The following is a 13,156-nucleotide window of genomic DNA, read 5'->3' as shown; positions in this document are numbered from 1 at the left end:
TTACAGCCCGTGTATAAGTTCATATTCACTAAAAACTTTTACAACCTTGGTGTTTTTTTAGGAGGCTTCATGCCTCTTTTTTATTTTGAATTCAATTGAAATTTTTCACTAAAACCAGAAAGGCGGTGAAACACATAAGCCAACACAAAACTTTCCATGATTGGGTTAGAGAATATCAGAACGCTAGCAATAAAAGTGAAGTTTTGGGAAGCTTAATAAAATTTCACGGCGATAAGTGGACATGTATTGACTGGAAAATGCAGAAAATACTGAACGAACTTATGCCGATGTATTGCAAATTTCTCGGAACAGATGAGGCTTACGATATTGCTTTATTTACATTTACCGAATGTTTAGAAAAATGTGATTTAGAGAAATATAAAGATACAACAAGTATTATCAGTTTTTTCCAGAAATCCATCAAATACGCACTCTCCAACGAAACCATGAAAATCCAGGGGAAACAGCGTGTACGTGATGGTAAAAACATGCGATATCGCCAATTCGTTGAATTTGAGCCCATCATCGAATATTTAGACAAAGAAGGAGACGTGGCTTGTACAAATGTAGATTGGCAACAAATACATGAATTCGCCGAAGGAAGCAGCGAAAGCACCAAAGAAAGAAAGTTTTGGGATGCTTTTAAGAATGTGGCAAAAAATGTATTAACACCGAAGCAATATGAAGTTTTTGAGGCAATTTGCCAGGCAGGTGTAAAAACAGATACAGAAATAGCCGAGGAACTAAACATGACATGGGACCAATTCCATAGTATAAAGCGCACTATAGTTGAACGTATTCGAGAACTCTGGAATCAATATCTTGAAGCCGAGACAAAATTAAAAACCGACAAATACCAGAAAATTGCCGGTTTCCTGCTTGAAGTGGCAAAAATCCATGAGGTAGCAGGGAATAATTTTGATTATTTTAGTTATTTAATCAATTTTCTAAAAGCAAACTACCGAAAAGGCGAACAAGATATATCCTTCGAGCAATTGCACAAAAACAAAAACATCATTAACGAAACAATTTTCGATATCCTCGTTGACAGAATACCACGTCCACAATACGAAGTGCTTTTCTCTATCCTCGAAAAAGAAGAAGCAGAAATAACCGCCAAACAGAAAGAGCAAATATTTTGGACGTGCTTTAAGGCTTTTTACGATTTTATACAAAACGTTACAACAAATCAAAAACAGATGCTTGACTACATCCTCAATAGAAACTTATCCGATATGGAACTTATTTTTTTCAGAATTGCTCGAAGAGCAAAAATATTATGGAGTCAGCAAAACTAAATACGGAGCATACCGAGCGGTGATACGAAACGGAAACAAACAACAATATATCGGAGTGTTCCCCACGGCCCTCGAAGCGGCGAGGGCCTATGATGAAGTGGCTCGAAAATTAGGCAAAAAGAAACTAAACAACGTATAAGAGGGATATTTTCAGGGGAATAAGGGGAGAGAAAAGAGGGGAGGGAAGAAGAATGAACGTTAAAGACTTGTTTATCATGGCACGGAAAAAGAAAAACATTACTCTACAGGAGATAGCGAATAGTATTGGCTGCTCGGTTTCACTTTTAAGTATGTGGGAGAGGGATAAGTGCAACATTTCACCCGAAAAAGAAATCGCTTACAAGCAGTATATATTGCAGGGAGGGGAAGGTGGCAATGGATGAATTTGCCAAGAAAATTGATGAGTTAATAGAGTTTCTTAAAGAACACATGAAAAGAATGGATAAAATGATAGATACCATTGAACAGTGCTTATTAATGCTCACTAATCATGAGATACGTATATCAAATCTTGAAAAAACAGTATATAAATAAAATTGTAACAAGAATATAATAAAGTTAAGTTTATAAATTCAAATTTCGAGAATATAATATATAATGGAGGGGAAAGTTAGCCATAAAAGGTAATATATGGCTGGCTTTTGCTTTTTTATTTTTTGGACAAAAAAATAAAAAAAACAAAGGAGAGGATGTTAATGATTAACACACTGAATGACACCGTAAGGGAAGTATTCGGAAGGGAAATGTGCGAAAAAACCAAAAATGCTATCAGGAGACTAAGCCTAAAGGATCAGAAACTTGTAATCGAAAGGTTGTTAAATTCAGTTGCGGATTATGCGGCATTTAAAAAAGGCTTTGAAGAAAAGAAAGCCATGATGGAAGAAATATTTTTTGACGGTAAAGACGAACTGGATGAAATAGCAGAATGGTTAAATTTCTACGTTGCACAATTTGAGGACGAGAGCATAGGGACACTGGAAGAAGAACTGCAAATGATAGACTACATACTGTCTGAATACCTTATAGCGCCGCTACATGAAGAAATGCTGAAACACTACGTGTATATGGATTTAGCGCTATTGAGGGCGGGACTGAATTTTGAACAGAGAAAAAGCGTCCTGGAAGGTTTAGCACAGGATGGGGTTATATAGGGCCGGTTGGCCTTACAAATACAAAATAAAAAAAAGGAGGCAAAGAATATGAAACCGACAAAAGTTATATTGAATCCTGCACTAGCAAGAAAACTGGTAAAAAAAGGATTTAAAATTGTTGACCTTAAACCTCATAAACAAAACCATTTTGCGACTGTATTTGTGTTTGAAAATAGTCCAGAACTCCAGAAAGTGCTAGAAATGTATGAAAATTTATAATGAGATTAATACGAGGAAAAAATCTTAAAAAAGGAGGAATATTTGGATGAAATTTTTAGATGACATTTTTGGGAAAAATGCACTCATAAATTTTTCCTGTATAAGAAACTATGCCATCAAAAAAAGCGGGAAATTTGAAGATTTGAAAGAGGAATTAGGAAAGCTCAATGAAGATGGTTTTAATATTTACTTTGTCGTAAATAGTGGAGGCTTTAAAGACAGTGAAATAAACAAAATTAATGCAGTGTTTATTGACCTGGACGCAGGCAAAGATTTAGATTTGAGCATGATTGATAGTTTTAAGCAAATTAAACTTGAAGAAATACATAACTTTGATTTTAAACCGAGTTACATAATAGAGACTAAAAATGGGTTGCATGTATACTGGCTTATAGAAGAAGGAGTAAGCATAGAAGAATTTAGAGAGTGTGAAGAATTATTAATTAATTACTTTAACGCTGATCCTCAAGTAAAAAATCCTGCAAGATTGATGAGGTTACCAGGATTTTATCATGTAAAGGATGTTAATAATCCTTTTTTAGTAAAAATTATTGAGGATAATAATGTGAGATATGATATTAAGACCATAATAAAAGTGTTAAGGGAGAAAAGTGGGAATGATAAAAAGAAATATATTACTATTTATCATTCCCACCAAAACCCAGAAGCCTTGACACACAAGGATTATAGCCACTTTGACTTAATCAAAAATAAAGATATTCAAACACTACAAGATATTATAAATCCAAAACCAGTAAAATTCAATAACCATGATGATGTTTACGATTACATAAAGCAACAAGATTTGAAGTTATTTTTAGGTATTGATGGCAACAAAAAAATGTTTAATTGCATATTCCATGACGACCAAAAACCTTCGGCGGAAGTTTTGATAAGCGAAGATACAGGACATCAAATTTACTATTGTTTTGGTTGTGGCTTTAAGGGCACAATAATTCAATGTGTAGAAAAAATACAACATGCAAACAGGGTTGACGCTTTACGGTTTTTAAGACAAGTGTATAAAATTGAGTATGAAGAAACCGAGTGGCAAAAAAAACAAAAGGAAATTATTGAGGAAAATATGAGATTTATTATAAGCGATGAATTTGAAAACTCTTATCCTGAAACTTACAAATTGGTTAAGCGTTACATTAATGACCTGTATTTAATTTTAGGTTATGCTAAAGACCATGTTTTGACTGAAAATTTTACAGATGATGAGGATAATGCCATATTCTTTGCTAGCATAAAGTTTTTAACTAAAATATGTGATTGTGGTAGTATGCAACGAATGAATGACAGAATCGCATTGTTTACATTTTTGGGCTTTCTTAATAAACTTCAAAAACATCAAATACCAGATTTTCTTCTTGCTGTCAATAGCGGATTTAAATTGACCCATTTTCAGCGATTTTAAATTGACCCACCCTGGCTTTTTTTAAATTTAAGCATTATTATGTTGGTTACCATACAACCCGGTCTTTAGCCTGTCCTTTAGGCGGTAGCTGTTGCCCCTTATGTTGATTATGTGGGCATGGTGTAATAGTCTATCCAACACTGCAGTAGCAAGTACAGGGTCTCCCATGAGCTCCCCCCATTCTCCAAAGCCTTTGTTGCTGGTAAGTATTATGCTCCCCTTTTCATATCGGGCACTTATTAGCTGGAAAAAGAGGTTCGAGCCAAGGCCATCTAATGGAAGATAGCCTACTTCATCGATTACAAGGAGCTTGGGCCTAGTGTAGATCCTCATTCGCCTTTCTAACCGGCTTTCTTTATATGCCTTTTTGAGGTCCTCAATGAGCCTAGAAAGACTCGTGAAGTAGACTGATATACCACAAGATAGGGCTTCTATAGCAAGAGCCACGGCAAGGTGCGTCTTCCCTACTCCAGGCGGGCCAAGAAATATTACGTTTTCTACCCGGTGGACAAAGGCCATTGTGGCAAGCTCTTTTATCAGTTTTTCATCGATGCTGGGCTGGAAGGCAAAGTCAAATTCGGTTAGAGTCTTGCGGTATGGAAGCCGGGCAAGTTTTGACCTTACCTCGATATTCCGCCTTTGCCTTTCAGCAAGTTCAGCCTCGAGCAGGTTATTTAAGAAATCAAGATACGTGCTATTTTGGCGTTGAGCTCTTTCAAGGAGGGCGTCAAGGAAAGATGCTGCGTTTAAAAGCCCCAGTTCTTCAAGGTGGGACCGAGCTTTTTCAAGGTCTATCATACTGTGCCCACCTCCAGGAGGCTTTCGTAAACCCCCAGAGAACGCTTCTCAACTTCCAGGGAAGATAACTTGATAGCCCTCGGTCTAGGATAGAACATGCCTTCGGCTTCTTTTAGACCCTTATACTGACCTTTGAGGAAAACGATGGTCCTTGAGCGATAATGTTTTTCGTGGGTTGCTATCACCTTCCCATCATAGAGGATTTCGATTTTGCCGTTTTTGTCCCTTACAACCACCTCTTTTCCGCTATATTGCCAGGGAACGCCGTATCTTACGCCGTTAAAGCTCAAGAGGCCGTCTTTGTGGACTTTCCTTACTTCTTCAAGGAATTTTTGGTATCTGTCAGAGGCAGGGAGTGGTTTGAGGTTTTCTTCCTTCAGGCGGTCAATAGGCTTTTCCCCGGTGGTGCCGTGAATCCTCCTGTTTTTCTTTTCGCACCACACTATTGCCTGGTGGTTTAAGTCACCGTAGTTTATGAACTTCCTACCCGGCAGGAAGTTGCTTTTGACAAAGTCTATTCCGCTTTCTACTTTGCCTTTGGTCTGTGGACGTCGTGCTCTGCACACTTTAGGGGTAAATCCAAGGGTTACAGCCAGGTCTTCAAAGATGGAGTTCCATATGGGCTTTCTGTTTTCTCCGGTGCCAAGTATTACGGTCTTCATTCTGTCGGTAAGGACTATGTCGGTCACTCCGCCGAAGTATTCAAACCCGCGGATCAGGCAGCGGATGAAGGTATGTATGTCGCAGCGGTTTGTGAATTCTACGTATATGGCTCTGGAGTAACCCAGTACCATGACGAAGACGTAAAGCTTACGTATTTCGCCGGTTTCCTCGTCAATGTAGGTGTATTCGCCCCAGTCGACCTGGGCCTGCTGGCCGGGCTTGGTTTCGTAGCGGCATACGGCAGGAACCTGTTTTGGGGGTCTAAATTGTCTTACATAGTCCCTTAAGATAGTGCGGCCGCCGGTATAGCCTTCTTCTTTGATTCTTTCGTAGATAACTTCGCAATTGAATATACCAAGATTTATGAGCTCTTGAATGGTATCTTTGTATGGATCGAGCTTTGATCCTCTTTTGGGATGCGGCTTCCTTTCGGGAATGCCCTCTGCCCTTAAGTATTTTCTTACCGTATTCCTTGAACGGCCTGTTTCTCGTGCAATTGCACGGATGCTCTTGCCCATTGCTCTTAATTCGTGTAACATGATAATAGATCCACTCCCTAGCACTTATTTCCCTCCGATCTTTTGGCTGGTATCAGAGGGATATTTCGCCAGGGGGTGGGTCAATTCCTTTTCGTTGCTCCTGGGTCAATTATACACCGGCGGTGACACTTGCGGAAGCGATTAGACAAGCAAAAACCAAAAACCAGAAAAACTTGACGTCATTTTACTCAATTCCTTCTTATTGTTGGGACATTATAGAACGAGCAGAAAAAAGAGCAATGACGTGGAAAGAAAAACATTGCACTATGAAAGGTATTAGTCGAGAAATGATTTTGCGAAATTTTGGCGAGGAAGAAGCAAATAGAGTATATCCGCAAATGCAAACCAAAAAAATACCCAGAAAAAATGAAAGGACAGCGTTTTATTTAGAAAAATTGATTTTGGATTTTATTAATGAAAAAGGTTATGCTACTGAAAAGGACATTTTGAAACTTGCGGGAAAAGAAAAAGAAGTAAACCTAAAGCGGATTCTTGGCGAAGTTATCGAAAAGTATAATCTAAAAAAAGTGAGAGCAAATAAAAAGTTAAAAAGAAAACTATTCATCAAAGAAAAAGGTTATCCCTATGTAATCATGAGCCAAAATTATCCCCTTGATTTTAAATATGGGGAAATCCCCGATGGAATATTAGAAGATGAAGAAAATTAAAGCAAGGGTATTTTCACCCTTGCTTTTTTTATTATCAAACAAAAAAACAAACAAAGGAGAGAAGCACTATGCGAGCAGAATACAAAGCCAAATTTCCAGAATGGACGAAAAGCGATAAATATTTTGATTTGTGTTTAAGTAATGATATTGATTCGCTATTCTCGTGTAAATTACTAGAGAAAGTAAAAGGATATAAAATCAATTACTTTTATGATTTCAATTGTCTTTACAAAACCGAAAATGCAATTAATGAAGCGATTGCAGTAGATATAGATTTAATACGTGGTAAGTGTTGGGGTAATCATGTTACCCCTTTTTATAATCCTGAAGCAGCGAACTTGAATATAATTGATAGTATTAGCCACGAAAATTACTTCGATAAGTATGCAGGAAGCACATTGCTTGAAATTTGGAGTTACTATGATATACCTTTACCCCAAAGCGAAGAAGCCAAAATGATTTTGTTGGCTATAGATTCATTTTATCTAGGTTACTATTCGCAATATTTTAATGACATCATTTCTCACGCTCATTACCTCAACGTGCTTGAAATGAAAGAATTTGAGGAAATTTTGAGTAGGTACAAACCTAAAGACTTTGAAGAAGTCAAAAAGAAATATAACCTAAATGGTAAAATTTGGATAGATAAAGATAAAAAATTAGCAAGCGATATAAGGCTTGCCGAATTAAGCGAGTTATTTGATTTAGATTTAACATTACCAGATATAGAATTCCTTCCCTATTATTATTTTATACCTCAAACCGCCAAAATATCAACCATTGGCGGTAAAATTTTTTCGGCGGCTTTAGTGGGCAGAAACAAAATAAAATATTCCGTGGCTGTATAAAAAATTTTTCAACAATGGCAGGAAATTCCCTTCTTTTGTGGAATTTTATTCCCAGAAAGGAGGGGGAGGATGTTAGTTGAAATTCAACTTAAAATTGATACCCAAAAATATGATAAAATACAAGAATTAAATTTAAGTGGCGATGAATTATTTGCTTTATTAAATTCTAATACAGTTATAATACCAATTAATGATCGGGTAAGTTTTAGACCAGTTATTGAAAGGGTATTTGATATTGATACTAGAAAATTGATAATAGTATTGGATAATAGGTGATAATATGTCCTGGAAAAAGATATTACGAAAAATTAACCGTGCTGCTAGTGTCGCAAAAGATATTGAAGCGATTGTAAGCGGTGATCCTAAAAAAATAGCGAGAAGGGCTAAAAATAAGATAAAGGGAAGATTGTTGTGGAAATTGTTTCGATGGATATAGGCAGGGGGTATGAATTTATATCCTTTGCTTTTTTTATGGATTTGTAATATACCCCTGGGGAGTATGATATAATAAATGTAAACTGTAAAGGTGGTGAAAGTTAACAATGATAATAGATGAACAGAAACGATTGTGTATTGAATATTTAGTTGCAGGCATGAGTATTACTGAAATAGCACAGAAAATAGGGAGAAGCAGACAAGCGATATATGATTGGTTGAAGAATCCTGAATTTAAGGCAGCGCTTGACGAACGCTTACAGGAAAATAAAGCTCAGGCAGAGAAGATTATCAATTCCAAATTGCCTGAAGCATTATATAAGATATGGGCCTTAATAGAAAAAAGCCAGAGCGATAAAGTTAAAGCAGACCTGCTCAAATACTGGGTTGATAGGCAATTGGGCAAACCTTCAACAAAAGTTAGCGTGGATATGAATGATCCAAATAAAGACTCCGCAGCAGATTTAAATGATCTCATTGATGAGGTTTTGGATGAATAAAACCTACAAAAACTCACATAAAAATAAATTTCAGATTTGAATAAAATTTGAGTTTTATCTAGTTTAAACACTAGAAAAATGGATAGATATACAATCGAACCTGTATATAAATGAAAAATAATTAATAATTATGATGGAAGAATATAACAGTTTCAATAAAATCAAGGATTAGAAGGCTATCGTGAGAATTTTTATCATTTAACATAGTGTTATATTATCGGACGTTGAGTCTATGATAAGGTTTATTATCATAGACTCAATTACAATTATTGGTAAATGTAATTTGTATATTATTCATTATGAGAATGTTAAGAAAATTTACCCCCCACCCTTCTTTTTTGAATTGTCAGAAAATGGGGTGGGATTATCTCTACAAATTTTTTATGTAATTTTTAACCTTCGAGGTAGCAACAGGGCCTTACTATACATCAAAACATCGGCAAGCAGCCATAAGGGTAAGTTTGGCAGTTTCTAGCAGGTTCGACTCCTGCCTCCTCCTTCCTCCAAAAAGTAAAACCGCCTGGGACGGCGAGGATTCCGTCTATGGGGAGGGGTTCTTCCCTCCCTGAACTTTTTTTAAAAGTTGGTGATAATATGGCAGTGCAACCCACAAAAGAAGATATAGAACTTTTACTAAAATACTTAACTAAAAGCATTACCGCAAAGCGAAACCTTCCTCAACAAAAAACCGAGGAAATAGCGAAAAAAATAATACAAAAAAACAAAGAAAATCTGTTTGGTTATCATGGATTGGCTTACGCTGTAGGCGCAGAAAGTATTGAGTTTTTTTGCCTTTATTTTTTGCAGGATACTTTTAGGGTTAAAGAAAATAACGATGCCAGACCATTAGCACCATTCCACCATGAGATATGGAATACACTAGAAAGAATGATACTCAAAGACGAATTTGATAAATTAGTCCTATGCTTACCTAGAGGCCACGCCAAAAGCACTGTAGTAACTTATGCTACTGTAATATGGTTACATTGCTATGGTAAAAGTTTTTATACCATAGTGCAGGGTAAAACTGAAAGAGACGCTCAAAAATTTGTGTTTGATGTGCGTTCCGCTTTAGAAAATAATGAATATATTAAGGAAACCTTTGGAGAATTAATAGACACCAAAAATTTTACGGTTAATGCTAACGAATTACACTTAACTAATAACACAAAAATTGAAGCAATATCTAGCACGTCAAGCATGAGAGGACGTAAACACTTAGGCAAAAGACCTCAATTTATTATCTGTGATGATATAGTTGGATTGGATGACTGCTTAAATGACCAGGCGAAGGATAAAAAATATGAGACCTTTCAAAAAGATGTTCTCTATGCCGGTGATACTCCTGTATATAGGGATGGCGTGAAAATAAAACCTGGCAGCAAATACGTAATTATCGGCACTGTGCTTGCCGAGAACGATTTTATTTCACGTTTGCTAAACGATAAAACATACTACAGTATTTTAAAACGAGGTATTCCGCTGGAAAATTTTGATGTGGATAACTATTTCAATCATAATCCTTACTGGGCTGAATTTAAGAAAATATACTTCGATAATAAAAATCCCTATGCTCAAATAGACGCTAGGGATTATTTTTATGCGTATGAAAAAGAAATGACATTCCCGAGGCTTTGGCCGGAGAAATATACCTGCATAGATTTAGCACTAATGTATTATTCTGATCCTATTGCCTTCAAAAGTGAAATAATGAATGACGCTACCCACATCGGGGAAAAGTGTTTCTTTACTATAAAAACCGAAACCCCAGAAGAAATAGAAAGCCATGTTTTTGAAAAGACCATGATGTGCGTTGACTGCGCTGTTAATACTGGCAAAAACAACGACTTTACCGCTATCTGTGTTGGCTCAAAAGATAGTAATGGTTATAGGTATATCAGAAAAGGCTTGCTTTTGAAGGTAGATTTTGACGAATACATAGCAAAAGTAATTGAGTTGCTCAAGCAATACCCTGATATTACTCATGTTTTTATCGAAAAAAACACCTTCAACGGTAGTGACGTAAAACGATTGCAAGAGTTAATAAGAAATGACGATGAATTACGCCATAGAAATATTACTTTTATCAATGAATACCAAAAGAAAAATAAAGAAAATAAAATCCGGGCTATTGCAGGGAAAGTAAACAATGGCTTTATCATCTTTAACCAGGAAGATGAGGACTTCTATAACCAGATTTTGGAATATCAGGGCGAAGGTATAGGGCATGATGACGCCGCTGACTGTGTGGCTGAGTTAGATTTAAGGATAGATGACATTAAAGTAGTTGAGAAAATTCAGGTATTCGACAGACGATTATTAGGTTTATAAAATAAGGTGGTGCGACAATGGAAACCTTAATAAAGTCTTGTTTGGAAGATTACTTCCTTAATTTGCCTAAGTTTCAGAAGATGTATAACTACTACCTGGGAAAAACCGATGCTATGCTTAATTATCAAATGATCACCAACCGCACTAATAATAAAGTAAACTGCAATTTTATTAAAACCTTCATTAAAGAAGAAGTTTCCTACATTGTCGGTAATAAGGTTACTTATATTTCAAAATCCGGCAACGAGGATATAATCAATGCTATAACACAAAATCTTGCACACTGGAGCGAAAAACACGACCAGAATTTATGCAAAAAAATGCTCACCTTCGGGGAAGCGTACGAATTATATTACGTGGATAAAGACGGTTTATTCTCAGCGCAGATATATAGTCCATTGAATTCTTATGCATTACTCGATGACTACGGCAATGTGCAAATGTTTTTAGTTTTATTCAAGAAAAAATTTGACGAAACGCAGTATCTTGATGTTTACTACCCTGGGAAAGTAGAACATTACACCGTTTCGGGTATTTCGGATATTAATTATATCGGCGAAGATACTCATATTTTCGATGAAGTGCCGGTTGCTATTTGCAGCATAGCGGAAGAAAAAGAATTTGATACACTTTTTAACGACCTAAAGGGGTTACAGGACGCTTACGAGACTAATTTAAGTGATATTTCCAATGAAATTTCCGACTTCCGCAACGCTTATCTCATGATTATGGGTGCAGAAATTAGCGCAGACGACCTTGCAGCCATGAAACAGTTAGGAGCAATGAAAGTTCCGCAGGGTGGAGATGTGCGCTGGCTTACTAAAAATATTAATGACGCTTTTATACAGAATACGCTAAAAACCCTTGAAGATAAAATGTATCAGATTTCAAACCATATAAATGCTAATGAGAAACTTTCTAGCAACACAAGTTCGCTGGCTTTGCGGACTAGGCTTATTTCCCTTGAAAATAAGTGCAAATTAAACGCTGATGCTTTGGCTGATGCACTGAAAACAAGACTAAAGTTTTTATTTAAATACCTGAAAATCAAAACCGGCCAGAATTTTGACTATAGAGATGTAAAAATTAAGTTTACTCCGAACATACCGCAGGATGATCTCATGACTGCTCAGATAATATCACAACTTAACGGTAAACTTTCAACAGAAACCGCACTTGCTCAATTGAGTTTTGTTGACAATCCCAAAGAAGAAATTGCAAAACTCCGCAAAGAGCAAGAAGAAGTTATGAGTATTAATTTAGATAGTATACCGGATGGTGTAGAAAATGGATAAACAAAAACAATTGCAGAAGGAAATAGAAAAAATACATATTCAAATGCAGAGGAAGGCTAATAAAGACAGTTTACCAATACTTCAGGCATATAAAAGAGCACTTAACGACATCAGGGGAGAGTTAGGGAAGATATTTGCTAAATATGCTAAAGACGGGGTTTTGAGTGTTAGTGACCAGCAAAGATATGCAGTTTTAATACAAATGCAAAAAAAATTAACTCAGATGGCTAGAGAATTAGGGCAAATTGAGGATGAAAAAACAACGGAAATACTGAAAGACATATATAAAGAAAGTTTTTACCGCACTGCAAATGTTATTGAAAAAGGCGTTGATGTAAGCATAGATTATTCTATTTTAAGACCTGAATTCGTTGAAAAAGCAGTGAAAATGCCCATTGAAGGTAAAACTTTTAGCGACCGAATATGGGACAACAAAGAAAAATTAGTGAAAAACCTCCGTAAAAACCTTGAAGATGGCATGATTCAGGGCAAATCCATTGATAAATTAAGCAAAGATATAGCGCAGACAATGGGTTCAGGTGCTTATGAAGCCAAAAGAATAATCAATACAGAAATGGCAAGATGTATGACGCAGGCACAAAAAGAAGTTTATAAAAGTTCTGGTGTGGTGCAAAAAGTTCTTTTTTCTGCCACTTTAGACGACAGGACTTCGCAAATATGCCAAAATCTAGACGGAAAATATTTTGATCTAGATGATGCGCCAAACATACCTGAAGATACTCATCCAAATTGCAGATCGACATTAGTTCCTGTTGTGGAGGGGTGGAATCCGTCACAAAGAAGGGATCAGGAAACAGGCGAAATAATAGATTATAAATCTTATGAAGATTGGCAAGCATCAAAATCGTTTTAAACGCACAAAAAGGCACTTTTTAGAGGATTTTTTTTGAAAGGTAATAGTTTTATATCCCCTCATAGAAAAAACGCCTTTAAAACGAAATTTGGAGGCGTTTTTTTTTAATTTATAAAC

General features: G+C 36.2%; 15 protein-coding genes. 13 read left to right on the top strand and 2 right to left on the bottom strand.

Annotated elements, in window-relative coordinates; genetic code table 11:
* Window positions 1-125: 125 nt before the first annotated feature.
* The 6 genes from TOCE_RS06460 to TOCE_RS06445 all read left to right on the top strand — a co-directional run bounded on the left by TOCE_RS06460 (window position 126) and on the right by TOCE_RS06445 (window position 4,088).
* Complete coding sequence (locus TOCE_RS06460) at window positions 126-1,298, top strand: hypothetical protein (protein WP_187286563.1); 1,173 nt, start codon at window positions 126-128, stop codon at window positions 1,296-1,298.
* A gap of 191 nt (window positions 1,299-1,489) precedes the next feature.
* Entirely contained in the window at window positions 1,490-1,681 is a 192-nt protein-coding gene (locus tag TOCE_RS06455) for a helix-turn-helix domain-containing protein (protein WP_013276085.1), read from the top strand.
* Window positions 1,668-1,832 carry a hypothetical protein gene (locus tag TOCE_RS12310; RefSeq protein ID WP_187286562.1) on the top strand — a complete coding sequence of 55 codons (165 nt, stop codon included), beginning with the start codon at window positions 1,668-1,670 and terminating at the stop codon, window positions 1,830-1,832. Before TOCE_RS06455 ends, TOCE_RS12310 begins: the two co-directional genes overlap by 14 nt.
* 161 nt (window positions 1,833-1,993) lie before the next feature.
* Window positions 1,994-2,449, top strand: coding sequence for a hypothetical protein (locus TOCE_RS06450; protein WP_013276083.1), 456 nt, complete (start codon window positions 1,994-1,996; stop codon window positions 2,447-2,449).
* A gap of 48 nt (window positions 2,450-2,497) precedes the next feature.
* Window positions 2,498-2,668, top strand: a complete 171-nt coding sequence (locus tag TOCE_RS12305) for a DUF5659 domain-containing protein (RefSeq protein ID WP_013276082.1) — start codon at window positions 2,498-2,500, stop codon at window positions 2,666-2,668.
* Between the two features lie 46 nt (window positions 2,669-2,714).
* Entirely contained in the window at window positions 2,715-4,088 is a 1,374-nt protein-coding gene (locus tag TOCE_RS06445; RefSeq protein WP_041423890.1) for a CHC2 zinc finger domain-containing protein, read from the top strand.
* A gap of 27 nt (window positions 4,089-4,115) precedes the next feature.
* On the opposite strand, the gene istB is transcribed toward TOCE_RS06445, so the two are convergent.
* Both istB and istA read right to left on the bottom strand, forming a co-directional pair.
* Entirely contained in the window at window positions 4,116-4,886 is a 771-nt protein-coding gene (gene istB, locus TOCE_RS06440; protein WP_013275028.1) for an IS21-like element helper ATPase IstB, read from the bottom strand.
* Window positions 4,883-6,112, bottom strand: a complete 1,230-nt coding sequence (gene istA, locus TOCE_RS06435; protein WP_013275027.1) for an IS21 family transposase — start codon at window positions 6,110-6,112, stop codon at window positions 4,883-4,885. The genes istB and istA overlap by 4 nt, the downstream gene beginning before the upstream one ends.
* A 98-nt stretch (window positions 6,113-6,210) precedes the next feature.
* Here istA and TOCE_RS06430 point away from each other — a divergent pair, with 98 nt between their 5' ends.
* The 7 genes from TOCE_RS06430 to TOCE_RS06400 all read left to right on the top strand — a co-directional run bounded on the left by TOCE_RS06430 (window position 6,211) and on the right by TOCE_RS06400 (window position 13,039).
* The gene (locus TOCE_RS06430; RefSeq protein WP_148218395.1) at window positions 6,211-6,756 is read left to right on the top strand and encodes a hypothetical protein; all 546 of its coding nucleotides are present in this window, start codon (window positions 6,211-6,213) and stop codon (window positions 6,754-6,756) included.
* A gap of 68 nt (window positions 6,757-6,824) precedes the next feature.
* On the top strand, window positions 6,825-7,604 hold the full coding sequence (locus TOCE_RS06425) for a hypothetical protein (RefSeq protein WP_013276081.1): 780 nt from the start codon (window positions 6,825-6,827) through the stop codon (window positions 7,602-7,604).
* Window positions 7,605-7,673: 69 nt separating this feature from the next.
* On the top strand, window positions 7,674-7,880 hold the full coding sequence (locus TOCE_RS06420) for a hypothetical protein (RefSeq protein WP_013276080.1): 207 nt from the start codon (window positions 7,674-7,676) through the stop codon (window positions 7,878-7,880).
* Between the two features lie 266 nt (window positions 7,881-8,146).
* On the top strand, window positions 8,147-8,539 hold the full coding sequence (locus TOCE_RS06415) for a helix-turn-helix domain-containing protein (RefSeq protein ID WP_013276079.1): 393 nt from the start codon (window positions 8,147-8,149) through the stop codon (window positions 8,537-8,539).
* A gap of 543 nt (window positions 8,540-9,082) precedes the next feature.
* Window positions 9,083-10,870: a phage protein gene (locus tag TOCE_RS06410; protein ID WP_013276078.1), complete on the top strand. Its 1,788-nt coding sequence runs from the start codon at window positions 9,083-9,085 to the stop codon at window positions 10,868-10,870.
* A 17-nt stretch (window positions 10,871-10,887) separates the two neighbouring features.
* Entirely contained in the window at window positions 10,888-12,165 is a 1,278-nt protein-coding gene (locus tag TOCE_RS06405; RefSeq protein WP_013276077.1) for a phage portal protein, read from the top strand.
* Window positions 12,158-13,039: a minor capsid protein gene (locus TOCE_RS06400; RefSeq protein WP_013276076.1), complete on the top strand. Its 882-nt coding sequence runs from the start codon at window positions 12,158-12,160 to the stop codon at window positions 13,037-13,039. Before TOCE_RS06405 ends, TOCE_RS06400 begins: the two co-directional genes overlap by 8 nt.
* The last annotated feature ends 117 nt before the right edge of the window (window positions 13,040-13,156 follow it).

Origin of the sequence: Thermosediminibacter oceani DSM 16646, from assembly GCF_000144645.1 — a bacterium.
GTDB lineage: Bacteria > Bacillota > Thermosediminibacteria > Thermosediminibacterales > Thermosediminibacteraceae > Thermosediminibacter > Thermosediminibacter oceani.
This window is presented reverse-complemented; position numbering and strand designations above follow the sequence as displayed.

Bases quoted from the DNA above. Each gene is read 5' to 3' on its own strand.
- TOCE_RS06455 (WP_013276085.1), top strand. From the start codon at position 1,490: ATGAACGTTAAAGACTTGTTTATCATGGCACGGAAAAAGAAAAACATT.
- TOCE_RS06450 (WP_013276083.1), top strand. From the start codon at position 1,994: ATGATTAACACACTGAATGACACCGTAAGGGAAGTATTCGGAAGGGAA.
- TOCE_RS12305 (WP_013276082.1), top strand. From the start codon at position 2,498: ATGAAACCGACAAAAGTTATATTGAATCCTGCACTAGCAAGAAAACTG.
- TOCE_RS06445 (WP_041423890.1), top strand. From the start codon at position 2,715: ATGAAATTTTTAGATGACATTTTTGGGAAAAATGCACTCATAAATTTT.
- istB (WP_013275028.1), bottom strand. From the start codon at position 4,886: ATGATAGACCTTGAAAAAGCTCGGTCCCACCTTGAAGAACTGGGGCTT.
- TOCE_RS06425 (WP_013276081.1), top strand. From the start codon at position 6,825: ATGCGAGCAGAATACAAAGCCAAATTTCCAGAATGGACGAAAAGCGAT.
- TOCE_RS06420 (WP_013276080.1), top strand. From the start codon at position 7,674: ATGTTAGTTGAAATTCAACTTAAAATTGATACCCAAAAATATGATAAA.
- TOCE_RS06415 (WP_013276079.1), top strand. From the start codon at position 8,147: ATGATAATAGATGAACAGAAACGATTGTGTATTGAATATTTAGTTGCA.
- TOCE_RS06410 (WP_013276078.1), top strand. From the start codon at position 9,083: ATGGGGAGGGGTTCTTCCCTCCCTGAACTTTTTTTAAAAGTTGGTGAT.
- TOCE_RS06405 (WP_013276077.1), top strand. From the start codon at position 10,888: ATGGAAACCTTAATAAAGTCTTGTTTGGAAGATTACTTCCTTAATTTG.
- TOCE_RS06400 (WP_013276076.1), top strand. From the start codon at position 12,158: ATGGATAAACAAAAACAATTGCAGAAGGAAATAGAAAAAATACATATT.